We start from the raw sequence: 25,076 nt of genomic DNA, 5'->3' as shown, positions 1-25,076 counted from the left end.
GGGCTGCCCCGGACGGACGGGCGCCCGGGGGGCGGCGGTGGGCCGGGGCTGAGCCGGCCGACTGGGCCTGCCCCCGGGCGCCCGGTGCGATGGGCTGCCCCGGACGGACGGGCGCCCGGGGGGCGGCGGTGGGCCGGGGCTGAGCCGGCCGACTGGGCCTGCCCCCGGGCGCCCGGTGCGATCCCAGCGGCCCCGGCAGCCCCGAGGCCCGGCGGCCGGTGGCCCCGGCGGCCCGGCGGCCCCCACGGCTCGGCGGCCGGTGGCCCCGGCGGCCCAGCGGCCCCGGCCCAGTGTTCACGCGGGGTTCGTGTGACCGCCGTACCCGGCCGCTAGGCATGGGGCGACGCACCGCCGCCCCGTCCCGGACCACCTCGGAGGACCCGCATGTCCCAGTCCGCACCCGGCCGTTCCCCCTCCCCCGCCCGTCGCGGCGTGCTGCGCGGTTCGCTCGCCGCGTCGGCGGCGCTCACCCTCGGCGGCGCCGGGCTCGCCGCCCCCGCGTTCGCGCTGTCGGGGCGGCCCCGCGCCGGGTGGGGCGTGCAGACGGGCGACGTCACGACGTCCTCGGGGCTGGTGTGGGTGCGCTCGGACCGGCCGGCGCGGATGCTCGTGGAGACCTCGGCGAGCGAGTCGTTCCGCCGGGTGCGCCGCCACCACGGGCCGCTGCTCGGCGCGGGCACGGACTTCACCGGCACCGTCCCGCTGCGGGGCCTGCCGGCCGGCGAGCAGATCCACTACCGGGTGACGCTCGCCGACCCGGACGACCCGCGGCGGACGGGCGAGCGGATCACCGGCACCTTCCGCACCGCTCCCGAACGGCGCCGCGACGGGGTCCGCTTCCTCTGGTCGGGGGACATCGCCGGACAGGGCTGGGGCATCAACCCGGACATCGGCGGTTTCCGCGCGTACGAGGAGATGCGCCGTCTCGACCCGGACTTCTTCCTGTGCAGCGGCGACTCGATCTACGCCGACGGGCCGCTCCAGCCCAGCGTGACGCTGCCCGACGGCCGGATCTGGCGGAACGTCACGACGCCCGAGAAGTCGAAGGTCGCGGAGACCCTCGCCGAGTACCGGGGCAACTTCCGCTACAACCTCCTCGACCACAACGTCCGGGCGTTCAACGCGCAGGTCCCCACGGTGACGCAGTGGGACGACCACGAGGTGCGGAACAACTGGTACCCGGGCCAGATCCTGGACGACGCGCGCTACACGGAGAAGGACGTGGACGTGCTCGCCGCGCGGGCCCTGCGCGCCTTCGGCGAGTACACGCCGGTGTCCACGCTGCACGCGCGCGCGGGGTCGCGGACGTCCCGGATGCACCGCGTGGTGCGGTACGGGCCGCTGCTCGACGTGTTCGTGCTCGACATGCGCTCCTACCGGAACGCCAACTCGCCCGGCCGGCAGGCCGACGACACGACCGGCATCCTGGGCGCCGAGCAGCTCGCCTGGCTCAAGCGGGAGCTGGCCGGGTCCACCGCGGTGTGGAAGGTGCTCGCCGCCGACATGCCGCTCGGCCTGGTCGTTCCGGACGGCGGGAACATCGAGGCGGTCGCGCAGGGCGATCCGGGCGCGCCCCTGGGGCGTGAGCTGCAGATCGCGGAGCTGCTGCGGTTCGTCAAGCACCGGCGGATCACCGGCACGCTGTGGCTCACGGCGGACGTGCACCACACGTCCGCGCAGCACTACGCGCCGGAGCGGGCGGCCTTCCAGGACTTCGCGCCGTTCTGGGAGTTCGTCTCCGGTCCGCTGGCCGCGGGCGGGTTCCCGGCCAGTGCGCTGGACGGCACGTTCGGTCCGGAGCGGGTGTTCGTCCGGGCGCCCGAGCGGGGCAACCTGTCGCCGATGGAAAGCCCGCAGTACTTCGGGGAGGTCGACATCGACGGCCACAGCGGGGAACTGACGGTCCGTCTGCGGGCGGAGGGCGGGACCGTGCTGTTCAGCAAGGTGCTGCAGCCGGGTCGCGTCGGGCAGTAGCGTCGGGCAGCGCGGTAGTGCCTGGTCGGAGGGGGTACGGGGCCGGTTCCCGGCGCTCGCGGCGACCGACCGGGGGCCGGCTCCCGGGTGATTGTCAGTGGCTGGTCCTACCGTCCTTTCCATGACGCGATCCGTACAGGCACTCGCCTATGTCCGCCCTTCCGCGCTGGAGTCCACGGGCTCCGGCCGGCTGCTCGGTCTGGAGACGGCGGGGGGTCTCACGCCCCGCGGGGCCGAGGCCCATCCCCGCTTCTTCGCCGGCTTCCTGGCCTCTCCGCAGGTCGCCGCCCGCGGTCTGCTCGCGGTCGCCGACGTGGCCGCGGCCCGCTACCACCAGCGGATACGGCCCGGTTCGCTCGACCCGGTGGTGACGGGGAACGGCGACCGGCTGCGGTTCGAGTCCTTCTCCGGCTGCGGCGGGGTGTACGCCCGGCTGGACGTCCTCGACGAGGGCCTGGGCGGTACGGAGACCGGGCACGGCACTACGAACGTCGACGTCAACAACCCGCTGCGCGAGGCGCTGTCACGGATGACGGGGGACGATCCGCTGCATCTCCGGGTCGGGCCGGAGGAGATGGCGGTGACCACGCTCGCGGGCGCCGTCGTCGAGAAGAAGGTGCCGCTGCCGGACCGCTGGCTGCGGGGCTTCGCCGAGGCGCAGGTCGCCTCCGCCCGCTTCGATCTGCGGGCCGAGCTGAGCGGGGCGGAGGCCGTCCGCTTCCTCCGGTCCCTGCCGCGCAACCAGTCCCGTGGGCGTGGGCCGGTGTGGGTCGTCCAGTCCGGCAGGACGCTGCGGCCGACGACCCGGCCGGGCGCGGGCGCGGTGTGCCTGCCGGGGCCGGACCGGCTGGTCGCGCTGGAGCGGGTGCTGCGGCACGCGACGGGGCTGCGGGTGTACGGACCGGTGCCGGACGGCACCCTGGCCACCGCGAGCGCCTGGGAGGTGCTGCTGCCCGGGATGCGGCTGACGCTGACGCTGTCTCCCGATTCCGCCCGGGGATTCTCCGGCGAGGGCGGGGTCCTGGAGGCGCTGGCGACGGAGGAGGCCGCGCAGGACGCGGAGCTGGTCGCGGTCCTGCTCGCCTGGGAGCCGCGGATCGACCCGGCGGACCTCGCGGCGCAGGCCGGGCTCACGATCGACCGGGTGCGCGCGGCGCTGACCCGGCTCGGCACGGCCGGCCGGGTGGGCTACGACGTGGCGGACGCGGCGTACTTCCACCGGGAGCTGCCGTACGACGCGGACCGCGCCGAGCGGCACAACCCGCGTCTGCTGAGCGCGCGCCGGCTGGTCGCGGAGGGCGCGGTGACCGTCGAGGGCGAGCTGGCGACGGTGGCCTCGGGCGAGCGGCGCTACCGGGTGCGGGAGTCGGACGGGGTGCTGAGCTGCACCTGCCAGTGGTGGGCCGACTACCGGGGCCGGCGGGGTCCGTGCAAGCACGCGCTGGCGGTCCGGATGGTGCGGCGGGGCGCGGCGCCCGGCCCGGCGGGTTCCGCGGACGAGGGCGCGACGGTCGCGGGAGCGGCGCGATGACCGGAAGCGGCGCGATGACGGGGAGCGGTGGGGGTGCCGCGGTGGCGAACGGTCTGGTGAACAGAGTGGTGGACAGCATGAGGGCCAAGGTGAGGAGTGCGGTGGTGCGCGGGGCGGGGAACGACACGGAGGGCACGGGCGGTACGGAGGAGGGCACCCCGGTCGAGCGGCTGCTCGCGGCGGTGCGCGCGGGGCGCGCCCACCAGGTGCCGGCGCTCCTGGAGCCGCTGGACGCGGCCGCCCGGAAGAGCGCCCTGGGCCCGCTGAAGTCGCTGCGCTCCGAGGTCCGCGGCTGGGACTGGAAGCGGTGGAACGAGGCGACCGCCGTCCGGCGCGCGCTGTACGTGGCGGGCGCGGGCTGCCAGACGGGCGCGGCGGCGACGGCCACCTGGCTCGGCGGGCGCGATCTGCTGAGCCGGCGCTCCCAGGACGGCGTCCTGGTCCTGTCGGTGCTCGCCGACCGGGACCCGGCGTGGGCGGCGGACGTGGCGCAGCGGCTCGCGGCGCGGCCGGCCGTGGCGGAGGACAGCTACGGCCTGATCCGCGGACTCGTGGAGCGCTCGGGGTGCGCGGTTCCGGCGACCGACGGCTATGTCCTCGCCTGGACGCGGGAGATCACCGACGGACGTCTGCTCGCGCGGCTCCGGGAGGACACGCACACCCGGGTGCTCGTGCCGCACGCGCTCGCGATGTCCGAGACGCCCGACCGGCTGACCTGGTCGGTCGGGCCCGAGGCACCGACGCACTGGCCGACCGCGCTCGCGACGCTCGTCGCGGAGGGTGTGCTCGACCGGGCCCAGGTCGTGGACCTGTGCGTCTCCCGGCTGCTGCGCGGCGGTAGGGCCCGGGACCTGCGGTTCCCGCTGGAGGTGCTGCGGCTCGTCGAGCCGGACGCCGCGGAGCGCCGGGAGCGGGTGCCCGACTGGATCGGAATGACCGCCGACGCGCCGTCCCCGGTCGCGGGGTACGCCCAGGAGGTGCTCGCGGGGCTCGCGGCCGAGGGCGCGCTGTCGGCGGGGACGCTGGCCGAGATGACGGGCGGGGTGCTGTTCCGTACCGAGAAGAAGCTGGTGCGGGCCCAGTTGACGCTGGTCGGGAAGGTGCTGACGCGGGAGCCGGGTGCGGCGGAGGAACTGCTGCCGGCGGTGGCGGAGGCCTTCGGGCACGAGGACACCACGATCCAGGAGCGGGCGCTGAAGCTGGTGGGCCGTCATGCGGGGCGGGTGGACGCCTCCGTGCGCCGGGAGCTGGCCGAGCAGGCCGGGCTGCTGAGTCCGGTGCACCGTCCTGCGGCCGTCGCGCTGTTCGGGGCGGACCTGGAGGCGGAGGCCGGGGTCCCGTACGAGGAGATCCTGCCGCCGGTGCCGGAGCGCGAGCCGGTGGCGCCTCCGGCCACGACGGTCGAGGAGCTGGTGGAGGAGCTGGTGACGAGGGGCCGGTCCGACGACCCGGCGGCGTTCGAGCGGACGCTCGACGGTCTGGTGCGGCTCGCGCGGCGGGACCGGGCGGGGCTGGAGGCGGCGGTCCGCGAGGCGTTCCCGACGGAGCACTGGGCCCATGAGCACTACTTCAGCCACTACACGCACGGCGCGGAGGTGGTGCTCGCGGGGCTGCTGGGCCTGCTGCCGGCTCGGCGCCTCGAATCCGGGCGGGCGAAGGGGAACGACCGGAAGGCCTGCCACCACGAGGCGCTGTCGGGGATCCTCGACGCGCGCCTGTGGGAGATGGCCGCTCTGGTCGGCTCGGAAGCGCTGCCGTTCCTGCTCGCCACGCCGACTCTGCACACCGGGGAGATCGACCCGGAGGTGCTGGTGGAGCGGCTGCGGGCCTACGGGGACGCGGGGGTCGAGCCGGCCCCGGCGGACCTCGCCCAGGCGCTGCTGCGGGTCGGGCGGACGACGGCCGCGGCGGCGGAGGCGGCCGAGCGGGCCGGGGCGCTGGGCACGGCGGCGGGCCGGCGGCTCGCCGCGTGGCTGCGGACGAGGGAGCCGCTGGGGACGCGGGTGCGGTTCTCCCCCCGGGGGAAGGACCGGAACTCGCAGAAGTGGTGGCTGACGGACCGGATCGTCGTGGAGATCGACGAGCGGGCCGTGGTGCGCGAGGAGTTCCCGGCGGCGTTCCGCTGGCTGGGCGGCGAGCTGCAGGCGACGCCCCGGCGCTGCTACCACTGGGTGGACACGCGGGCGCACTGGTCCGCGGCGCTGCCGGTGGACCGCGAGTTCGTGGCCGCGTGCGTCCTGTCGTCGCTGGCCTCGGGGGCGGACGGCGACCAGCGGGGCCTGGCCGAGCCCCTGACGGCCCTCGCCGAGGCGGGCGGTCCGGTCGGCCGTGCCGTCCATCTGGCGCTCGCGTTCGGTCTGGGCTGCCAGGACGCGGACGACCGGCTGCGGGCGGTGGACGCGCTGCTCGTCCTCGCGTCGCGGGGCGACCTGGACGCCCGGCTGCTGGGTACGGAGTTGGCGTGGCTGGTGGTGGAGGGTTCGGTGAAGCCGAACCGGCTGGCGGACGCCCTGCGGACGACGGCGGCCACGGGCGCGTACGGCACGGTCTGGGCGGTCCTGGAGCCGCTGCTCCCCGAACTGCTCGGCGCGGAGAAGCCGGTACGGGGCCTGGGCGAGGTGCTGGCGGTCGCGGCGGACTGTGTGGAGCGGTGCCGGGCCACGGGCGAGGTCGCCGGGCTCGACGCGCTGGCCTCGGCGCGGAGTTCCGCGCAGTTCGTCGTCCAGGCGAAGCGGCTGTCGGGCGCACTCCGCCGGGAGGCCGATCAGCCTCTGACAGAAACGGTCTGAATCGTTCTTTAAGCCGCCAGATGGGCGCTTAACCCGTCAGTCACAAAGCGTTCGTGATCACGCAACACCGTTGGGTCACAGTGAGGTCATGACCGATGTGACGTCCTCGAAGAGCACCCGTCGTCCGCACCACTGGCGGCACGACCTGATCGAACTGGCCGCGCTGTTCACCGCCGTGGTGGTGGCCGACACGATCGCCAAGACCATCGCCAAGGGGCCCGACGGCCCCTCGCTCCTGGTGTTCTCGGCGATCGCGCTGGCCGCCACCGCCGCCTTCCACACCTGGTGGGCGCGGAGGCGCAGCCATGCGAGTCCCGCCCCGCCCGCCGGCGACACCGGCGGGCACCGCACCGCGGCCGGCCCCGCGGGCACCGGGGAGCAGCACGAGGCCGGCGGGGAGACCGGGCCGGCGGTGCCCGTGGAGACCACGCTGTGGCGGATGCGGACCACCGTCGCGGACACACCGGGCAGCCTCGCCGCGCTGTGCACGGTCCTCGCCCGCCTGGGCGTGGACATCCTCACCCTCCAGACCCATCCGCTCGCCGACGGCACGGTGGACGAGTTCCTGCTCCGGGCTCCGGCCGACCTGTCCGCCCACGCCCTCACCCGGGAGACCGCCGCGGCCGGCGGCCGCGACACCTGGACCGAGCGGGCCGACGCCCACGATCTGGTGGACACCCCCACCCGGGTCCTCGGCCTGGCCACCCGTACGGCCCTCGACGCGGCCGAGCTGCCGCTCGCGCTGCGCCAGCTCCTGGGCCGCTGCACCCTGCACTCCGTGCCCGCCGTCTCGCTCACCGGCCGGCCGACCGGCGAGCACGCCCCGGTCGAGGGCGTGCTGGAGGAGACCGTGATGCGGCTGCGCGACCCGAACGGCGGCACGCTCGTCGTGGAGCGCGCCTATCTCCCCTTCACCCCGACGGAGTTCGCCCGGGCCCGGGCACTCGTCGAACTCGACGCCCGGCTCGGCCCCCGCGTCCCGCGCAGCCGGGACGTGCTGACCCTGCCCGAGGGCAACGAGATCACCGTCCGCCGCGCCGACCAGCGGGACCTGTCCGCCGCGCGCGCCATGCACGACCGCTGCTCCTCCCGGACGCTGGGGCTGCGCTACCACGGCCCGGTCGGCGACGCCGACCGCTACCTCGACCACCTGCTCAGCCCCCGCTTCGGCCGCACCCTCGCCGTCCAGACCGCCTCGGGCCGGCTCGTCGCCCTCGGGCACCTGCTCTGGGACGGCGAGGAGACCGAGGTGGCGCTGATGGTGGAGGACGACTGGCAGCGGCGCGGCATCGGCTCCGAGCTCCTCGGCAGGCTGGTGGCGATGGCCGAGGAGGCCGGATGCGCGAGCGTGTACGCCGTGACGCAGTCGTCCAACACCGGGATGGTGGCCGCGATGCGGGCGCTCAACCTGCCCCTCGACTACCAGATCGAGGAGGGCACCCTGGTGATCACAGCCCGGCTGGCCCAGGCACCGCGACCGGCCGACCGACCGCAGCACCGGGAGACGGCACCGGAGCAGCCGCGCGAAGGGGCTCGGCGGGCGGAGCGCTGAGCGCCCAGGTCAGGTCCCGCCAGAGGTCCTCGACGTCCTCCAGGCCGACCGACATCCGCAGCAGGCGGTCGCTGACGCCGGACGAGCGGCGGTCGCCCTCGGCCACGATGCGGTGGCTGATGGAGGCCGGGTGCTGGATCAGGGTGTCGACGCTGCCCAGGCTGACGGCGGGGGTGATGAGCCGGACGCCCGCGATGACGTCGTGCGGGTCGCCGTACACCTCGAACGCGATCATGGCGCCGCCGATCCGCGGGTAGTGGACCTGCGCGATGCGGGGGTCGGTGGCGAGCCGCCGGACGAGCTCCGCCGCCGTGCCGGACGCGGCCCGGACCCGTACCGGCAGGGTGGACAGACCGCGCAGCAGCAGGTAGCCGGCCAGCGGGTGCAGCACCCCGCCGGTGGCGAAGCGGACCTGGCGGAGGGTACGGGCGAACTCCTCGTCGCAGGCGACGACCCCGCCCATGACGTCCCCGTGCCCGCCGAGGTACTTGGTCGCGCTGTGCAGCACGATGCGGGCGCCCTGCTCGACCGGGCGCTGGAGCACGGGCGTGGCGAAGGTGTTGTCGACCAGGAGCGGCACGGAGCCGCAGGAGTGGGCGAGGGCGCGGATGTCGGCCTCGGCCAGGGTCGGGTTGGCGGGCGACTCCACCATGACGAGGCCGGTGTCGGGCCGGATCGCCTCGGCCACGCCCGCGGGGTCGGTCCAGGTCACCTCGGTGCCGAGCAGTCCGGCGTCCAGCAGGTGGTCGCTGCAGCCGTACAGCGGACGGACCGCGACGACATGACGCAGCCCCTGGCTCGCCCGGGCGAGCAGGACGGCGGTGAGGGCCGCCATGCCGCTGGCGAACGCGACGGCGGCCTCGGCTCCCTCCAGCCGGGCGAGGGCCTCCTCGAAGCGGGCGACCGTCGGGTTGTCGAGCCGGGCGTAGACCGGCGGTCCGTCCAGCCGGGCCCCGGTGGTCGCGAACTCGTCGATCCGGGCGGCCTCGGCCCGGGCGTCGTACGAGGGGTAGGTGGTGGACAGGTCGATCGGCGGGGCGTGCAGACCGAGCGAGGCGAGGTCTTCGCGGCCGGCGTGCACGGCTTCGGTGGCGAGCGCCCTCGGGGTGGCCGAGGTGCCGCAGTCCATGGCGTCCATGGCGGCACTGTGAACGGATACCGGGAAGTAGCGGGAATTCGCCGTGCTACGTTCGCCCGATGGCCGATTCTGTCGTACTGGACACGGTCGATCTGCACATTCTTCGCCTCCTGCAGAACGACGCCCGGACCACCTACCGCGAACTCGCCGCCGAGGTCGGAGTGGCACCGTCCACCTGCCTCGACCGGGTGGCGCGGCTGCGCCGCACGGGCGTGATCCTCGGACACCAACTACGACTGGATCCGGCCAAACTCGGCCGAGGGCTTGAAGCGCTCCTTCTCGTCCAGGTCCGGCCGCACCGGCGGGAACTGATCGGTCCGTTCGTGGACCGGATCCGGGGCCTGCCGGAGTCCCGGGCCCTGTTCCATCTGACCGGACCCGACGACTACCTGGTGCACGTGGCCGTGGCGGACCCCGCCGACCTGCAACGACTCGTCCTCGACGAGTTCACCTCGCGCCGGGAGGTGGCCCGCGTCGAGACGCGGCTGATCTTCCAGGAGTGGGAGTGCGGCCCGCTCCTGCCGCCCGCGTCGAGCCCCTCCATGTCAGCCGACTGAGCCCCGACGAGGGTGACGCGACGTGCCGAAGACGCCAGGATGGCCCCCATGCCAGAGACTTCCAGCAGCCTGCTGCCCCGCCAGGTCGCCGACGAACACGTCGACGCACTCATCGCCCTCGACCCGATCACCGGTACGTACCTGGGAGTCAAGGAGAGCGCCGGACTGCTGCCCGACTTCTCACCGGCCGGCCAGCGGGCGGTGGCCGAGCTCGCCCGCCGGACGCTGGACCGGCTCGACGCGGCGGAGCGCGTGCCGGGCGCGGACAGCGAGGCCGAGCGGCGGTGCGCCCGACTGCTCCGGGAGCGTCTGACGGCGGAACTCGCCATGTTCGAGGCCGAGGAGGGCCTCTGCACGGTCAGCAACATGCGGTCGCCCGCGCACAGCGTCCGGATCGTCTTCACGGTGATGCCGACGGAGACCGAGGAGGACTGGACCGCCGTCGCCGCCCGGCTCCGCGCCGTTCCTGCCGCCCTCTACGGTTACCGGTCCGCGCTCGCCCTCGGCCTGGAGCACAAGCGCTTCGGCGGGCCGCGTCCCACCGCCACCTTCATCGGCCAGCTCACCGAGTGGGCGGGCGGGGACGGCGACCGGCCGGGCTGGTTCGACGAGTTCGCCGGCGCGGCCCCGGCCGCCCTCCCCGTGACCCTGCGCGCCGAGCTGACGGCGGCGGGCCGGGTCGCCACGGAGGCCGTGGCGGCGCTGCGGGACTGGATGCGCGACGTGTACGCCCCGACCGTGGCGGACGCCCCCGACACGGTGGGCCGCGAGCGCTACCAGCGCTGGACCCGCTACTTCAACGGCACGGACCTGGACCTCGACCAGGCCTACGCGTACGGCTGGACCGAGTACCACCGGCTGCTCGGCGAGATGCGGAGCGAGGCCGAGCGGATCCTCCCGGGCGCCGACCCGTGGGAGGCGCTCGCCCACCTCGACGAGCACGGCACCCACGTCGAGGGCGTCGACGAGGTGCGGGTCTGGCTCCAGCAACTGATGGACGAGGCCGTCGAGGCCCTCGACGGCACCCACTTCGAGCTCGCCGACCGGGTGCGCCGCGTGGAGTCCCGTATCGCCCCGGCGGGCGGCGCGGCCGCCCCGTACTACACCGGCCCGTCCGAGGACTTCTCCCGGCCCGGCCGCACCTGGCTCCCGGTGGACGGCGTGACCCGCTTCCCGGTCTACGACCTGGTGTCGACCTGGTACCACGAGGGCGTGCCCGGCCACCACCTCCAGCTGGCCCAGTGGGTGCACGTCGCCGACCGCCTCTCCCGCTACCAGGCGACCATCGGCAAGGTCAGCGCCAACTGCGAGGGCTGGGCCCTCTACGCGGAGCGGCTGATGGACGAACTCGGCTTCCTGCCCGACGCGGAGCGCCGGCTCGGCTATCTCGACGGGCAGATGATGCGGGCCTGCCGGGTGATCGTGGACATCGGCATGCACCTGGGTCTGGAGATCCCGGCGGACTCGCCGTTCCACCCGGGCGAGCGGTGGACGCCCGAGCTCGCCCAGGAGTTCTTCCAGCGGCACAGCAGCCGTCCGCCGGCCTTCGTGGAGAGCGAGCTGACCCGGTACCTGTCGATGCCGGGCCAGGCCATCGGCTACAAGCTGGGCGAGCGGGCCTGGCTGCTGGGCCGGGCCAACGCGCGGGCGGCGCACGGCGACGCGTTCGACGCGAAGGCCTGGCACATGGCGGCCCTCTCGCAGGGACCCCTGGGCCTCGACGACCTCGTCGAGGAGCTGTCGCGGCTCTGAGGAACTGTCGCCGCTGAAGAGCTGTCGCGGCTCCGAGAGACTGTCGCGCCTCCGAGGCCCACGCAGTGGGATTCCCCGGCCGCTCTCTTGATCGGCCGGGGAATCCCCTGCTATGTCTCGTGCATGACCTCCGATGACACCCCTGACGCCACCGACTGGCGCATTCTCGAAGCCCTCCAGTCCGAGGGCCGCGCCAGCTTCGCCGAGCTCGCCCGGACGGTGGCGATGTCGCCGTCCGCGGTGACCGAGCGGGTGCGGCGCCTGGAGGAGGCCGGGGTGATCTCCGGGTACACGGCGATCGTCGACCAGGACCGGCTCGGGCTGCCGATCCTCGCCTTCGTACGGCTCCGCTACCCGCACGGCAACTACAAGCCGTTCCACGACCTGCTCGGCGCGACTCCGGAGATCCTGGAGGCGCACCACGTCACGGGCGACGACTGCTTCGTCCTCAAGGTCGCCGCCCGGTCCATGCGGCACCTGGAGGAGATCACCGGGAAGATCTCCACGCTCGGCTCGGTCACCACCAGCGTGGTCTACTCCTCGCCGCTGCCCCGGCGTTCGCTCAGCCGCTGAGCGCGTCCCCGCCGGTGCGCAGCCGTACGGCCGAGCCGTGCCGCTCCTTGACCACCTCCAGCTGGGCGGGGATCCGGCGCCGCAGGTCGCCGACGTGGCTGACGATGCCGACGCTGCGGTCCCGCTCGCGCAGCGAGTCGAGGACGTCGAGGACCTCGTCGAGCGTCTGCTCGTCGAGGCTGCCGAAGCCCTCGTCGATGAAGAGGGTGTCGAGCCGTACGCCGCCCGCCTCGTCCGTGACGACATCGGCGAGTCCGAGGGCGAGCGCCAGGGAGGCGAAGAACGTCTCGCCGCCCGAGAGGGTGGCGGTGTCGCGCTCGTTCCCGGTCCAGGCGTCGACGACGTGCAGACCGAGTCCGGCCCGCTTGCCGCCGGCGCGCGCGTCGGAGTGGACCAGGGTGTAGCGGCCGGCGGACATCCGCTGGAGCCGGGCGGTCGCGGCGGCGGCGACCTGTTCGAGGCGGGCGGCCAGGACGTACGACTCCAGACGCATCCGCCGCTCGTTCTCGGCCGAGGTGCCGGCGGTGAGGGCGGCGAGGCGGGCCACCCGGTCGTACTCCTCGCGGAGCGGGCCGAGGCGGCGGACCTCGGTCAGGGCCTGCCGGGCGAGTCCGGCGAGTCCGGCGACCCGCTCGCGGGCGGCGGCCAGGGCGGCGTCCGCCGCGCGGAGGGCGCGCTCGGCGGCGGTGTGGGCGGCGCCCGCCGCGGCCGGGTCGGCCGGCGGGAGCGCGGCGGCGGCCGCGGTGCCGGGCTCGGCGAGCCGGTCGGCGACGGCGGCGGCCTCGGCCCGCCAGGCGTCGACGCGCTGCTGGTGGTCGCGGCGCTCGCCCTCCCGGAGGAGCGCGGCGGCGGCCTCGGCCGGGGTGGTGAAGCCCGCGCGGTAGGCGGCGTCGGCCAGCCGGTCGTCGGCCTCCTTGAGGCGCTGGGCGGCGAGTTCGGCGTCCCGGACGGTTCCGGTGGCGTCGACGAGGAGGGCGATCCGCCGTTCCAGCCGGGTGGCGTGTTCGGCCACGGTGGCGAACGCGCCGCGGCCCCGGGCGAGTTCCTCGTCGAGCGTGAGCTGCTCGCGGTCCAGGGCCTCGCGCCGCGAGGTCCGCGCGGCGACCCGTCGTTCGGCCTCCCGCTGGGCCGTGACCCGCTCCTCGTGCTCGCGGTCGGCCCGCGCGAGGGTCTCCCGGGCGCTGTGGGTCTGTCCGGCGAGCGCGTGCGCGTCGGCGTGCAGCGCCGTCAACTCGGCCACTTCGTCGGCGAGTTCCGCAGCGGTGGGCTCGGGTGCGCCGTCCGGGGCGCCGGCCTGGACCTCGGCGCGGGCGGTGGACCAGGACTCACGGGTGACGGCGAGCGCGCGCTCGGCGGCCGTACGGGTCTCCTCGGCGCCCGTGTAGGCGGCGTACGCGGCCTCCTCGGTGGCGCGGTCGACGTGGTCGGCGGTGGTCAGCGCGGGCGCCGGGTGGGTGGTGGAGCCGCAGACCTGGCAGGGGTCGCCGGGGGTGAGGGTGACCGCGAGTTCGGCTGCGATCCCTTCGAGGCGGCGGGACTTGACGTCGAGCCAGCTCTCGTGGGCGGCGTTCCGGCGCTCCCGGGCGTCCGCGAGGCGCGCCTCGGCCACCCGGGTGTCCTCGGCGAGCGCGTCGCGGCGGCGGGCGGCCTCGCGACGGCGGCGGGCGGGTTCGAGGCGGCCCGCGAGGTGCTCGGCGCGGGCGGCGGCGTCGCGGGCGGCCTCGACGCGTTCGGCGAGTGCGGCGCGGCGCGGTTCCCAGCCGGTGAGCCAGTCCCCCGTGTCGCGGAGGACGTCGTCGTCGGCGCGGGCCTCGCGGGCCAGGGCGGCGCGTTCGTCGGCGAGGGCCGCGGCCCGGCGTTCGGCGCGGCGGGCGGCCTCCAGGCCGCCGAGTTCCGCGCGCAGCCGGTGCTCGCGGGCGGCGAGCTGCTCGGCTCCGGCGTCGGCGAGCTCCGCGGGCAGCTGGGCGCGGGAGCGCGCGCGGGCGGTGTGGGCGGCGCTGTGCCGGCGCTCGGCGTCCTGCCGGAGCCCGAGCGCGGGGGCCACCCGGTCCGCCTTGAGACTGCGGTCGAGGGCGGCCTGGAGGCGGTCGCACTCGGGGGCGTGGGCGGTGAGCCGCTCGTGGCGGGCGAGGGCGTCGGCGTGCCGGGCCTGGCGGGCGGCCAGGTCGTTCTCGGCGTCGAGCGCGGCGCGGGCCGCGTCGCGCCGGGTCTCGGCCGCGTCGAGCCGTACGCGCGCGATGTCGACGGTCTCGCGCGCCTCCGTGCGGGCGACGGCGGCCCAGGTGAGGACGGCGTCGGCGATCCCGGGGTCGCCGGGCCGTCCGTCGACGGAGGTACGGGCGACGGCGAGGCCCCCGGCGGCCTGGCCCATCCGGTGGGCGAGGGCGAGGAGCCGCTCGTCGCCCTCCTCGACCTGCTGCTGCGCGGCGCGCCGGAGTTCGGCGAGCCGCTCCTCCACGGCGGCGAAGCGTCGGGTGTCGAAGAGCCGGCCCAGGAGCCGGCCGCGGGCCTCGGCGTCGGCGCGCAGGAAGCGGGCGAAGTCGCCCTGCGGGAGGAGGACGACCTGGCAGAACTGCTCGCGGCTCATGCCGACGAGCTGGGTGATCTCCTCTCCGACCTCCTGGTGGGAGCGGCTGAGGCCGTTCCACGCGCGGGTGGCGGGGTCGTACTCGCGCAGCCAGGTCTGCGCCTTCTCGGTGGTGAAGCCGTCGCCGCGCCGCTTGGGCCGCTGTTGCGCCGGGCGGCGGGTGATCTCCAGGCGCCGCTCCCCCACGGTCAGTTCGAGGACGACCTCGGTGGAGGTGCCGACGGGGGCGTGGTCGCTGCGCAGCGAGGCGCCGGGGGTCTGCCGGACGCCCGGCACGCTTCCGTACAGGGCGAAGCAGACCGCGTCGAGGACGGAGGTCTTGCCGGCTCCGGTGGGTCCGTGGAGGAGGAAGAGCCCGGCGGACGAGAGGGCGTCGAAGTCGACGGTCTGCGTGCCGCCGAAGGGGCCGAACGCGGTGATCTCCAGGCGGTGCAGCCTCATCGGCCCCCCTCGCGCTCGGTCGTGTCGACCCGTACGTCGTCGAAGGCGCCGTGCAGGACGGCCCGCTCGGGGCCGTCGAGGGCGGCGCCGCCGCGGACGTGGGCCACGAAGTCCTCGGCGATCTGCTGGTCGGTACGGTCCCGGAGCCGCCGGGCGTAGGAGGCGTCGGGGTCCCCGGCGGTCCGCTCGGGGTCGAAGACGAGGTTCAGGGTGTGCGGGAAGCGCGCGGTGAGCCGGCTCATCGGCTCGGCGGGGCGGGCCGGGTCGGTGAGCGTGGCCTCGACCCACGACTGCTCGTGGCGGGCGAGAGCGGGGTCGGCGAGCAGGTCGTCGAGCCGCCCGCGGATCCGGGCGAGGGGGCGCGGGACGGGGCAGTCGAGCCGCTCGGCCGCGGTGAGCGCGCCGTCGGGGCCGGCCGGGCCGAGGTCGACGAGCCACATGGTCTTGCGGTGGTCGGCCTCGGAGAAGGAGTACGCGAGGGGGGATCCGGAGTACCGGACGCGCGGGGTGACGGTCTGGCTGCCGTGGAGGTGGCCGAGGGCGACGTAGTCGACGCCGTCGAAGACCCCGGCGGGGACGGCCGCGACGCCGCCGACGGTGATGTCCCGCTCGCTGTCGCTGGGCGTGCCGCCCGCGACGAAGGCGTGGGCGAGGACGACGGAACGGGTGCCGGCGGGCCGTGCGGCGAGGTCGGCGCGGACCCGGTCCATGGCGGCGGCGAGGACCGCCTCGTGCCCGGCCCGCTCGGCGCCGAGCGCTTCGCGGACGAGGGCCGGTTCGAGGTAGGGCAGGCCGTAGAGCGCGACGTCGCCGTGGGCGTCGGGGAGGACGACGGGGGTCCCGATGCCGGCGGGATCGGTACGGAGGTGGATGCCGGCGTGCTCCATGAGCCCGGCGCCGACGCCGAGACGGCGGGCGGAGTCGTGGTTGCCGGAGATCATCACGGTGGGCACCCCCGCCTCGGCGAGGCGGTGCAGGGCGGTGTCGAACAGCTCGACGGCCGACAGCGGGGGCACGGCCCGGTCGTAGACGTCGCCGGCGACGAGGACGGCGTCGACCTCGTGCGCGTGGACGGTCGCCACGAGGTGGTCGAGGAAGGCGGCCTGGGCGTCGAGCAGGCCGACGCGGTGGAAGGACCGGCCGAGGTGCCAGTCCGAGGTGTGCAGGAGCCTCACGATGCCGTCCCACCCCGCATGAGCGCCGCTCCTCACCGCTGTTCCCGTCCGTGTGCGCCCTCCACGCTATCCCGCCGGGGGGTGTGGTCGGGGCGGTACGGATCACGCGGCCGGGGCGCGGCCCGGGGTGCGCCGGTCAGGCGCATGTACGAACTGCGCGGCCGGGCGTGCGGCCCGGGGCGGGGGCCGGGTCCGCCGGTCAGGGGCCCGTACGGACTGCACGGCCGGGCGCACGGACCGGGGCGCGGGTCCGGGGTCCGCCGCTCAGACGTCCCCGTACGCCTCGCCGCCGAGTGCGAACGAGGCCGTTCCCGCGGTGGCGTCCGCCAGCCAGGCGCGGAAGCCGGGGACGTCCGCGTCCGGGAGGCCGATCTCGATCGTGACGGCCTCGCTGTAGCGCACGTCACGGACGGCCCTGCCGGTGGCCCGCAGATCGTTCTCCAGCTTTCCGGCCCGCTGGTGGTCGACGGTGACCGTGACGATCCGGAAGCGCTGCCGGGTCACCGTGCCGAGCGCGTCCAGCGCCTCGCCGACCACGCCGCCGTAGGCCCGGATGAGGCCGCCCGCGCCGAGCTTCACCCCGCCGTAGTAGCGGGTGACGACGGCCACGACGTACCGCATCTCGCGCCGCAGCAGCATCTGGAGCATCGGGACGCCTGCCGTGCCGCCGGGCTCTCCGTCGTCGCTCGCCTTCTGGACGGAGGCGTCGGCGCCGAGGACGTACGCGAAGCAGTTGTGGCTCGCGGTCGGGTGCTCCCTGCGGACGCGCGCGACGAACTCCTGCGCCTCCCGCTCGTCGGCGACGGGCGCGAGCGCGCAGAGGAAGCGCGAACGGTTGATCTCGGTCTCGTGCACACCCGCGCGTGCGGGGGTGCGGTACTGCTCCTGCATTCGGCCAGCCTACGGTCCGGGGTGGCGGGCGCGGTCGGGTGGTGCGGCGTGCCCCTACCCGCCCTCCGGCTCGTGCTCCCCGGCGGCCGGTTCGGGTGGGGTCGCGAGGCCGGCGTACGGCAGGGCGCGCAGGGCGAGGGCCCAGCCGAGCCGGGCCTCGCCGGACTCGCTGGAGCGGCCGGTGAGCTCCGCGACGCGGCCGACGCGGTTGAGGACGGTGTTGCGGTGGCAGTACAGCTGCTCGGCGGCCCGGGAGGCCGAGCAGCCGTGGTCGAGCCAGGCGCGCAGGGTGGTGAGGAGCGCGGCCCGCTCCCCGCCGGTGGCGAGCACCGGTCCGAGGTGGACGGTGACGATCCGCTCGGCGATGTCGGTGCGCCCGCTGAGGAGCACCTGGGCGAGCCGGTCGTCGAAGACGCCGGCCTCGCCGCTGCCGGCGGGCAGGGTGCGGAGGGTCTGCTCGGCCAGGCGCAGCGCCCGGCCCGCCCCGGAGAGCCGGTCGAACTCCGGCGAGACCCCGGCGGTCGCCCCGGTCCGCTCGCGCAGGGCCGCGAGGAGCGCGCGGACGGCCGGGTCGGCGCCGCCGGACGGGGCGGCCGCCGCGGTGCGGCCGGCGGGCGCCTCGCGCGGGGGCAGCCGGACGATCCCGGCGTAGCGGCCGGAGCGGGGCCGCCAGTACGACCACATGCCGCGGGCCTCCAGGGCCGGCGCGGGGTGCGGCGGGGCCGCGGGGTCCTGGCCGGCGACCACGACGACGTAGCGGTCGACCGGCGGGACGCCGAGCGCGGCCGCGGCGGCGGCCGCGACGGCCGGGTCGTCGGCGCGTCCGTCGAGCAGCGCCTCGAAGAGGGCGACGCGCCGGGTGTCCTGGCGGCTCTGGAGTTCCAGCTGGGCGATCCGGTAGGCGTCGGCCATCGCGACCGAGTAGCGGTCGATCGTCTCCCAGACGCCGCTCGCCATGTCGAGTTCGACGTCCCGGCTGTCGGAGTCCCGCCCGGACCGGGCCCGCAGGTGCTCGGCCATCACCTGCCACAGCACCCGGCCGCCGCGCCGGTAGGCCCGGAGGACGGTGTCGAGCGGCACGTCCTGTTCGGCGCGGCGGCGGCCGGTCTCGCGGGCCGCCCACTCGAAGTCGCCGCCGGTTGCGGCGAGCCCGCCGAAGTCCTCCAGGGCCCGCAGCAGGTTGTCGCGGCAGATCTCCCAGAGGTCCTCCCGGGTGACGGGGGCGCCTGAGGCGTACGTGCCGGAGTGGGCGCGGATGTCGTCGACGGCGCGGTCGGTGAGCCGGTCGAGGTCGGCGAGCATCGCCGTGGCCAGCGAGCGGCGCAGCGCGCCGGCGTGGTTCGCGCGCCCTGGGGAGACGCGCTCTCCCCGCGGGGGCCCCGCGGGGGCGTCCGAGCTGTGCGTCATGGCTCGCACCGTAGCGCCGGGATTTGGCGAATGCCACGGGCCGGGCCGGACGGCGGGGCCGCTGCCCAGCTGGACGTGCCGCATGGTGTGCAGCCGCACATGGTGCCGGAGTGTGGTCGCGGCGGATTCTGTGCCGTGTCACCGATCGTCGACGGAGTGGTCGACGCCGCGTATCTGGAGCGTGCCATGTCACTGAGCGTCGCCGGCATCCTCGGCGAGTCCGCCCGCCGTTCCCCCGACCGGATCGCGGTCGTGGAGGGCGCGACCCGGCTCACCTACGGCGAGCTGTGGACGGAGGCGCTGCGCTGCGCCGCCGGGCTCCGCGAGGCCGGGGTGAGGCCGGGCGACCGGCTGGCCGTCCTGCTCCCGAACACGATCGAGTTCCTGCGCGTGTACTACGGGGCGCTCGCCGCCGGTGCCACGGTGGTCCCGGTGCACGCGCTGCTCGTCGCCGACGAGGTGCGGTACGTCCTGGAGCACAGCGGCGCGGTGGGCATCGTCAGCGGCGGGCCGCTGTGGGCCGTCGCCGACGAGGCGGCCCGCGCGGCCGGGGTGCGGGCCTTCCAGGGGGCGCCCTCGTCGCCGCGCCCGATGGTGGCGGCCGAGCCCTCGGACGACTCGGACACCGCGGTGATCCTCTACACGAGCGGGACGACGGGCCGTCCGAAGGGAGCCCTGCTCACCCATCGCAACATCGCCATGAACGCGACGGTGACCGCCGAGGACCTGCTCGGGCTGGGCCCGGGGGACGTGGTCCTCGGCTGTCTGCCGCTGTTCCACAGCTACGGCCAGACCTGTGCCATGAACGGGACGCTCCGGCAGGGCGCGACGCTCGTGCTGATGCCCCGGTTCAGCGGCCCGGCCGCCCTGCGGGTGCTGGCCGACGAGGACGTGACCGTCTTCATGGGCGTACCGACGATGTACCACGCGCTGGTGGAGGCGGCCGGCGGTTCCGCCGTACGGCCGGAGGGCCTGCGTGCCGCCGTGTCGGGCGGTGCCGCGCTGCCCGTCGCGGTCCTGGAGCGCTTCGAGGAGACGTTCCGCACGCAGGTTCTGGAGGGGTACGGCCTGACGGAGACCTCGCCGGTCGCGACCTTCAACCAGCCCGGCCTCGGCCGCCGCCCCGGCACGGTCGGCCACCCCGTCCGGGGTGTCGAGGTGGGCATCGCGGACGCGGCCGTGGACGAGGCGGTCCGGCTGCTCGCGGACGGTGAGGTCGGGGAGGTCGTGGTGCGCGGGCACAACGTCTTCGCCGGCTACCTCGACGACCCGGAGGCGACGGCGGCGGCGGTCGTGGACGGCTGGTTCCGCACCGGTGACCTGGGCGTACGGGACGAGGACGGCTTCCTGCGGATCGTGGACCGGAAGAAGGACCTGGTCATCCGGGGCGGCTTCAACATCTACCCGCGCGAGGTCGAGGAGGTGCTGGTGCGGCACCCGGCGGTCTCGGAGGTCGCGGTGATCGGCGTCCCCGACGACGCGAAGGGCGAGGAGGTCTGCGCGGTGGTGGTGCGCCGCGGGGGCGCGGCCGCGCTCTCCGAGGAGGAGCTGGTCGACTGGTCGCGCGAGCGGCTCGGCCGGCACAAGTACCCGCGGATCGTGCGCTTCGTGGAGGAGCTGCCGCTGGGTCCCACGGGCAAGGTCCTGAAGCGCGCACTGGTGGCGCGGGCCGAACGGCCCGCCGGGGGCGGCTGAGTCGGCCGGCGGGAATCACGGCAGGTGGCGCCCGGTTGACGTGGGTGAAGGGCCCCACCGAGGAGAGGCAGCGAGCGCGATGAGCGTCGAGACGAACACCGCAGGTCCGACCGGTCGATCCGAGGAGGAGACGATACGGCGGATCCTCACGTCCACCGGCGACACCTGGGCGGTGGTCGGCCTCTCCACGAACACCCGGCGGGCCGCGTACGGGGTGGCGGCCGTCCTCCAGCGGTTCGGCAAGCGGATCGTCCCGGTCCACCCCAGGGCGGAGACCGTCCACGGGGAGCAGGGGTACGCGTCGCTCGCCGACATCCCGTTCCCCGTCGACGTGGTGGACGTCTTCGTGAACAGCGACCAGGCGGGTGGAATCGCGGACGAGGCGGTGAAGATCGGCGCGCGGGCCGTCTGGTTCCAGCTGGGAGTCGTCGACGAGTCCGCGTACGCCCGCACGCGAGCAGCAGGCCTGGACATGATCATGAACCGCTGCCCGGCGATAGAGATCCCGCGCCTGGGCTAGCGGCGCAGGGTGAGGGCGGCGGTGCGGGACACGGGGGCTCCGGTGGCAGGCCGACGTCGTGGCCCGACGCGAGTACGACGACACCCCGTCCGCACCGGAGCCGAACAGGCCGTCCCCGCCGAGCCCGTGACGCTCACGGCAGAACGCGACTCCGCCGGGCCCCGCGGGGCACTCAGGTGGCCGCGAGGCCGAGGGCGTCCATGACGACTGCGCCCGGGAGTTGGGCGAAGGCCTTGCCCGGGAGGATGAGTTTGCCTCGTCGGCGCCCGCTGCCGATCAGGACCCATTCCGTGTCCAGGACCGCGGCGTCCACGAGGAGGGGCCAGGCGGACGGGAGGCCGATCGGAGTGATGCCGCCGTACTCCATGCCGGTCTCCCCGGTCGCCGTGTCCATCGGGGCGGACGACGCCTTGCGCGCGCCCAGGTGCTTGCGTACGGCGCCGTTGACGTCGACCCGTGTCGCCGACTTCACGACGCACGCGGCGAGGGTCGTCGTCTCCCCTCGTCTGCCCGCGACGACGACGCAGTTCGCGGACGCGTCCAGGAGGTCGGCGCCGTGGTGCTCGACGAACACGGCCGTGTCGGCGATGGCCGGGTCCGTGTCCACGTACAGCAGCTGATCGGCCGGGACCGGGCCGCTCCAGGTCCGGACCGCGGCGGCTACGGGCGCGGTGAGCAGGTCCAGGCAGTCGGGGGCGGGACGGGCGTCGGTGAAGTCTCCGATGGGTGCGCGCATGCCTCGACGCTCACAACGACCTGTCCTGGCGCGAGCCTTCGTCTCACCGTACGGTCGCCGCACCCACGGCCCTCAGCGGACCGGCGGGATCGAGACCGCCATCGTCATCTCGGCGGGGTCCTCGCCCTCGTTGCGGTACTCATGGCCCGTGTTGGCCTCGAAGACGGCTGAGGTACCGGCGGGCAGGCGGTGTTCCTCGCCGTCGACGACCAGGGTGAGGACCCCCGCGGTGACGCTGAGGAGTTCGACCGTCCCGTCGGGGTGCGGGTCGGAGGCGCTGCCGTCGCCCGGCATGAGGGTCCAGGACCAGAGTTCGAGGGGGCCGCGGGCCTCGGTGCCGACCAGCAGGGTGGTGTGGCTGCCGGTGGAGGTGGACCACATGCGGACGGCCTGGTCCGGCGGGACGATCCGGACCTGGGGACCCTGCTCGTAGTCGAGCAGGGTCGTGATGGAGACGCCGAGCGCGTCGGCGAGCTTGACGGTCGTGCCGACGCTGGGGTTCGTCCGGGCCTGCTCGATCTGGATGATCATGCCGCGGCTGACGCCGGACCGGGCGGCGAGCGCGTCCAGGGTGAGCCCCCGCTCCTTGCGCCAGCGCTTCAGGTTCCGGGCGAGCGACTGCGTGAGCTGGTCGAGGTCCGACACATTCCGTCCAATATTTTGAATGACAGAGTTCACTATGCTGAACTACCGTGAGGTGCACCCGACGGTTCACCGCACTGTACTGCCGTCCGTGACTGCGAGGACCCATGACCGCCCTGTTCGCCCTGGCCACCAGCCTGCTCTGGGGCCTCGCCGACTTCGGCGGCGGGCTCCTGACCCGCCGGATCCCCGCCCTCACCGTCGTCGTGGTCTCCCAGCTCCTCGCCGTCGTCGTCCTCGGCACCGTCGTCCTCGCGACCGGGGCGTGGACCGAGGCGGGACCCCAGCTCTGGTACGCGGTGGGGGCGGGCGTCGTCGGCCCGGCGGCCATGCTCGCCTTCTACAAGGCGCTCGCGCTCGGCCCGATGGGTGTGGTCTCGCCGCTCGGCTCGCTCGGTGTCGTCGTGCCCGTCTCGGTCGGCCTGCTCGTCGGCGACCGCCCGGGACTCGTCCAGTTCGCCGGGATCGGCGTGGCGGTCCTCGGCGTGCTCCTCGCCGGCGGACCGGAACTGCGCGGCGCCCCCGTCCAGCGCCAGGCCGTCCTGCTCACCCTCGTCGCCGCCTTCGGCTTCGGCTCGGTGATGGCGCTCATCGCCGAGGCCTCCACGACGGTCACCGGCCTGTTCCTGGCGCTCTTCGTCCAGCGGGTCACCAACGTCCTGGTGGGCGGCGGAGCCCTGTACGCCTCCGTGAGGCGCGGGGGCCGGGCCCGTTCGACGTGCCGGTCGCGCGGTCGAGGTGGCTCGGGCCGGCCGGTCCGCCTGCCGGGAATCGGATCGTCATCAGCGGGTGACGCGGTCGGGGATCGCGGCGACGGTGGTGTCGGGGTCCTGAGCGGGGGCTGCCAGCCCTTCTCCGCGTCCCAGCTGCGCACCACCCGCGCCGGGGCGCCCGCGACCACCGCGTGGTCGGGCACCTCCCCGCGTACCACCGCGCCCGCCGCGACGACCACGTTCCGGCCGAGGCGCGCGCCGGGCAGGATCACCGAGCCCGTGCCCAGCCAGCAGCCGGGGCCGATCACGACCGGCGCCGAGCGGGGCCACTGGCGGCCGACCGGCTCGTCAGGGTCGTCGTAACTGTGGTTGGTCGAGGTGATGTAGACGTAGGGACCGCAGTACGTGTCCGAGCCGATGGTCACCTTCGCGTCGGCGATCACATGGCTGCCCCGGCCGAGGACGACGCCGTTGCCGAGCGTCAGCACCGTGTCCGGTCCGAGGTCGAGGCCCGGCAGCATCCCGGCGGTCAGCGTGACCTGTTCGGCGACGATGCAGCACTCGCCGATCTCGATCCAGCGCTCGCCGAAGACCGTGCCCTGGGGGAAGGCCAGCCGGGTGCCCGCGCCGAGCCGGCGGAAGCTCAGCCTCCCCGGATGCTCGGCCGTGACGGACCCGGTCTCCTGCACCCAGCGCCACCCGCCCTGCACGGCGCGGTTGAGCATCCGACGCCGCCAGGCGGCGAGGGACGAGAACGTGTTTCTGTTCCTGGGCACCCGGACACCGTAGTCGGCACCGTCGTACCTGATCACCGCGGTGCGCTGTGATGTCCGTCATGGGCACGGCATAGGCTGCGGCCGGGGGCAGCCCCGGGCGTGACACGACGGCAGACGATCAGGAGCGAACCATGACAGAGGCGTTGATCAAGGGAGTGGGCGGCAAGGAGCCGCGGATCGACCCGACCGCCTTCACCGCCCCGACCTCCGTGGTGCTCGGCGAGGTGACGCTGGGCGCCCGCACCGGCATCTGGTACCACGCGGTGCTGCGCGCGGACTGCGGCCCGATCGTGATCGGCGAGGACTCCAACGTGCAGGACAACTGCACGGTCCACGTCGACCCCGGCTTCCCGGTCTCGATCGGCGACCGCGTGACCATCGGCCACAACGCGACCGTGCACGGCTGCGTCATCGAGGACGACGTCCTGGTGGGCATGGGTGCGACCGTCCTCAACGGCGCGCGGATCGGCGCCGGTTCCCTGATCGCCGCGCAGGCGCTCGTCCCCCAGGGGATGGAGGTCCCGCCGGGTTCGCTCGTCGCGGGCGTGCCCGCGAAGGTCCGCCGCCCGCTGACCGAGGAGGAGCAGGCCGGGATCCGGCTCAACGCCGAGATGTACCTGCACCTCGCCAAGGGCCACGCGGAGGCCTTCCAGGACTGAGCCGCACGGCATCCGGACGTACGTGAGGGAGGGCGGCACCCGTCGGCTGGTGCCGCCCTCCCTCACGTACGTCCGGGCGCCGCGGGCCTCAGTCCCCGACTGTGACCGGCTCCGGCTCGGAGGTCTCCGCCCGCTCCGAGGCCGCCTTCTTGGCGCGGTTCTTGATGATCAGCATCGAGGCGACGCCGATCAGTACGGCGAGGACGAGCCCCAGCCAGGAGAAGCGCTTGAGCCAGGCCTCCGCGACGATGCCGACGGAGTAGATGACGGCCGTGGTGCCGCCGGCCCACAGGATGCCGCCGAAGACGTTGGCGACGAGGAACTTCCAGTACGGCATGTGCAGGACGCCCGCGAGCGGTCCGGCGAAGATGCGGAGCAGGGCGACGAAGCGGCCGAAGAAGACCGCCCACATGCCCCACTTCTGGAAGGAGCGCTCGGCGAGGCCGATGTTGGCCTCGCTGAAGTGCTTGGGGAACTTCTTCCCCAGCCAGGCGAGCAGTGGCCGGCCGCCCTTGCGGCCGATCGCGTAGCCGATCGAGTCGCCGATGATCGCGCCGGCGGTGGCGCACGCGCCGAGCACGTACGGGTTGATGTCGCCGTGCTGCGAGGCGAGCAGCGCCGAGCTCACGAGCACGATCTCGCCGGGCAGCGGGATGCCCAGGCTCTCCAGCCCGATCACCACTCCGACGAGGACGTAGACCGCGACCGCGGGGATCGTCTCCAGCCACTCCTGGACGTGCAACGCGGCTTCCTCCCGTTTCGACTGCCCTGCCGCGCCCGGTCCTGGTCGAGGGCCCGCGGCGCCGCGTGCCCGGCGGCGGGCACGCCGGGGCAGCCTACCCGGTCGGGCCGACGCGCCCGCGCCGCCGACCGCCGGGAACGCGGCCGCCCCCGCACCCCGGGAGCGGGGTGCGGGGGCGGGGCCGGTCAGCCGTCGGGTGCGGGGGCGGGGCCGGTCAGCCGTCGGG

At 75.1% G+C, this 25,076-nt stretch carries 20 protein-coding genes and 1 pseudogene; 12 read left to right on the top strand and 9 right to left on the bottom strand.

From position 1 onward, the window contains the following. Positions 1 to 384: 384 nt before the first annotated feature. From EAO70_RS25910 to EAO70_RS25895, 4 genes are all read left to right on the top strand, one after another. Positions 385 to 1,974 (top strand): alkaline phosphatase D family protein, encoded by a 1,590-nt coding sequence (locus EAO70_RS25910; RefSeq protein ID WP_148005134.1) that lies wholly within the window; start codon positions 385 to 387, stop codon positions 1,972 to 1,974. Between the two features lie 121 nt (positions 1,975 to 2,095). Then, positions 2,096 to 3,505: an SWIM zinc finger domain-containing protein gene (locus tag EAO70_RS25905; RefSeq protein ID WP_261993031.1), complete on the top strand. Its 1,410-nt coding sequence runs from the start codon at positions 2,096 to 2,098 to the stop codon at positions 3,503 to 3,505. Next, positions 3,502 to 6,294, top strand: coding sequence for a DUF6493 family protein (locus tag EAO70_RS25900; protein WP_222723475.1), 2,793 nt, complete (start codon positions 3,502 to 3,504; stop codon positions 6,292 to 6,294). The genes EAO70_RS25905 and EAO70_RS25900 overlap by 4 nt, the downstream gene beginning before the upstream one ends. 88 nt (positions 6,295 to 6,382) lie before the next feature. Then, positions 6,383 to 7,846, top strand: coding sequence for a GNAT family N-acetyltransferase (locus tag EAO70_RS25895; protein ID WP_148005131.1), 1,464 nt, complete (start codon positions 6,383 to 6,385; stop codon positions 7,844 to 7,846). On the opposite strand, the gene EAO70_RS25890 is transcribed toward EAO70_RS25895, so the two are convergent. Beyond that, the gene (locus EAO70_RS25890; protein WP_148005130.1) at positions 7,743 to 8,984 is read right to left on the bottom strand and encodes a trans-sulfuration enzyme family protein; all 1,242 of its coding nucleotides are present in this window, start codon (positions 8,982 to 8,984) and stop codon (positions 7,743 to 7,745) included. The two genes, EAO70_RS25895 and EAO70_RS25890, sit on opposite strands and share 104 nt — an antisense overlap. A 59-nt stretch (positions 8,985 to 9,043) precedes the next feature. Here EAO70_RS25890 and EAO70_RS25885 point away from each other — a divergent pair, with 59 nt between their 5' ends. From EAO70_RS25885 to EAO70_RS25875, 3 genes are all read left to right on the top strand, one after another. Continuing rightward, complete coding sequence (locus EAO70_RS25885; protein WP_148005129.1) at positions 9,044 to 9,541, top strand: Lrp/AsnC family transcriptional regulator; 498 nt, start codon at positions 9,044 to 9,046, stop codon at positions 9,539 to 9,541. Positions 9,542 to 9,589: 48 nt separating this feature from the next. Continuing rightward, positions 9,590 to 11,293, top strand: a complete 1,704-nt coding sequence (locus EAO70_RS25880; RefSeq protein ID WP_187284019.1) for a DUF885 domain-containing protein — start codon at positions 9,590 to 9,592, stop codon at positions 11,291 to 11,293. Positions 11,294 to 11,416: 123 nt separating this feature from the next. Next, a complete protein-coding gene (locus EAO70_RS25875; RefSeq protein ID WP_148005127.1) occupies positions 11,417 to 11,866 on the top strand; it encodes an Lrp/AsnC family transcriptional regulator in 450 nt (149 codons plus the stop codon). On the opposite strand, the gene EAO70_RS25870 is transcribed toward EAO70_RS25875, so the two are convergent. The 4 genes from EAO70_RS25870 to EAO70_RS25855 form a co-directional block, all read right to left on the bottom strand. Next, positions 11,856 to 14,894 carry an AAA family ATPase gene (locus tag EAO70_RS25870; RefSeq protein WP_148005126.1) on the bottom strand — a complete coding sequence of 1,013 codons (3,039 nt, stop codon included), beginning with the start codon at positions 14,892 to 14,894 and terminating at the stop codon, positions 11,856 to 11,858. The two genes, EAO70_RS25875 and EAO70_RS25870, sit on opposite strands and share 11 nt — an antisense overlap. Then, positions 14,891 to 16,069 carry an exonuclease SbcCD subunit D gene (locus tag EAO70_RS25865; RefSeq protein WP_148005125.1) on the bottom strand — a complete coding sequence of 393 codons (1,179 nt, stop codon included), beginning with the start codon at positions 16,067 to 16,069 and terminating at the stop codon, positions 14,891 to 14,893. The genes EAO70_RS25870 and EAO70_RS25865 overlap by 4 nt, the downstream gene beginning before the upstream one ends. A 264-nt stretch (positions 16,070 to 16,333) precedes the next feature. Next, entirely contained in the window at positions 16,334 to 16,960 is a 627-nt protein-coding gene (locus tag EAO70_RS25860) for a YigZ family protein (protein ID WP_148005124.1), read from the bottom strand. A gap of 54 nt (positions 16,961 to 17,014) precedes the next feature. Beyond that, complete coding sequence (locus tag EAO70_RS25855) at positions 17,015 to 18,367, bottom strand: PucR family transcriptional regulator (protein WP_261993030.1); 1,353 nt, start codon at positions 18,365 to 18,367, stop codon at positions 17,015 to 17,017. Between the two features lie 186 nt (positions 18,368 to 18,553). On the opposite strand from EAO70_RS25855, the gene EAO70_RS25850 reads away from it, so the two are divergent. Both EAO70_RS25850 and EAO70_RS25845 read left to right on the top strand, forming a co-directional pair. Continuing rightward, the gene (locus EAO70_RS25850) at positions 18,554 to 20,062 is read left to right on the top strand and encodes a long-chain-fatty-acid--CoA ligase (protein WP_148005363.1); all 1,509 of its coding nucleotides are present in this window, start codon (positions 18,554 to 18,556) and stop codon (positions 20,060 to 20,062) included. 79 nt (positions 20,063 to 20,141) lie between these two features. Beyond that, complete coding sequence (locus EAO70_RS25845) at positions 20,142 to 20,582, top strand: CoA-binding protein (protein ID WP_148005123.1); 441 nt, start codon at positions 20,142 to 20,144, stop codon at positions 20,580 to 20,582. A 172-nt stretch (positions 20,583 to 20,754) separates the two neighbouring features. Here EAO70_RS25845 and EAO70_RS25840 read toward each other — a convergent pair whose 3' ends face one another. Both EAO70_RS25840 and EAO70_RS25835 read right to left on the bottom strand, forming a co-directional pair. Continuing rightward, complete coding sequence (locus EAO70_RS25840; protein ID WP_148005122.1) at positions 20,755 to 21,318, bottom strand: YbaK/EbsC family protein; 564 nt, start codon at positions 21,316 to 21,318, stop codon at positions 20,755 to 20,757. Between the two features lie 72 nt (positions 21,319 to 21,390). After that, positions 21,391 to 21,963: a helix-turn-helix domain-containing protein gene (locus EAO70_RS25835; protein ID WP_148005121.1), complete on the bottom strand. Its 573-nt coding sequence runs from the start codon at positions 21,961 to 21,963 to the stop codon at positions 21,391 to 21,393. A 104-nt stretch (positions 21,964 to 22,067) separates the two neighbouring features. Between EAO70_RS25835 and EAO70_RS39535 the strand changes: the two genes are divergently transcribed. Beyond that, positions 22,068 to 23,036: an EamA family transporter gene (locus EAO70_RS39535; RefSeq protein ID WP_261993029.1), complete on the top strand. Its 969-nt coding sequence runs from the start codon at positions 22,068 to 22,070 to the stop codon at positions 23,034 to 23,036. On the opposite strand, the pseudogene EAO70_RS39530 reads toward EAO70_RS39535, so the two are convergent. Next, positions 22,928 to 23,194 (bottom strand): annotated as a pseudogene (locus EAO70_RS39530) (acyltransferase); the annotation flags it as partial. The gene EAO70_RS39535 and the pseudogene EAO70_RS39530 sit on opposite strands and share 109 nt — an antisense overlap. Here EAO70_RS39530 and EAO70_RS39525 point away from each other — a divergent pair. Beyond that, complete coding sequence (locus tag EAO70_RS39525; protein WP_261993028.1) at positions 23,117 to 23,500, top strand: hypothetical protein; 384 nt, start codon at positions 23,117 to 23,119, stop codon at positions 23,498 to 23,500. The pseudogene EAO70_RS39530 and the gene EAO70_RS39525 sit on opposite strands and share 78 nt — an antisense overlap. Before the next feature lie 80 nt (positions 23,501 to 23,580). Continuing rightward, complete coding sequence (locus EAO70_RS25820) at positions 23,581 to 24,108, top strand: gamma carbonic anhydrase family protein (RefSeq protein WP_148005120.1); 528 nt, start codon at positions 23,581 to 23,583, stop codon at positions 24,106 to 24,108. Positions 24,109 to 24,196: 88 nt separating this feature from the next. Here the strand turns inward: EAO70_RS25820 and EAO70_RS25815 are convergent, their stop codons facing one another. Further along, complete coding sequence (locus EAO70_RS25815) at positions 24,197 to 24,850, bottom strand: DedA family protein (protein ID WP_148005119.1); 654 nt, start codon at positions 24,848 to 24,850, stop codon at positions 24,197 to 24,199. Between the last annotated feature and the right edge of the window lie 226 nt (positions 24,851 to 25,076).

The organism is Streptomyces sp. adm13(2018) (assembly GCF_008042145.1).
Classification (GTDB): domain Bacteria; phylum Actinomycetota; class Actinomycetes; order Streptomycetales; family Streptomycetaceae; genus Streptomyces.
Note: the sequence above shows the minus strand (reverse complement) of the source record. Positions and strands in the feature narration are given on the sequence as shown.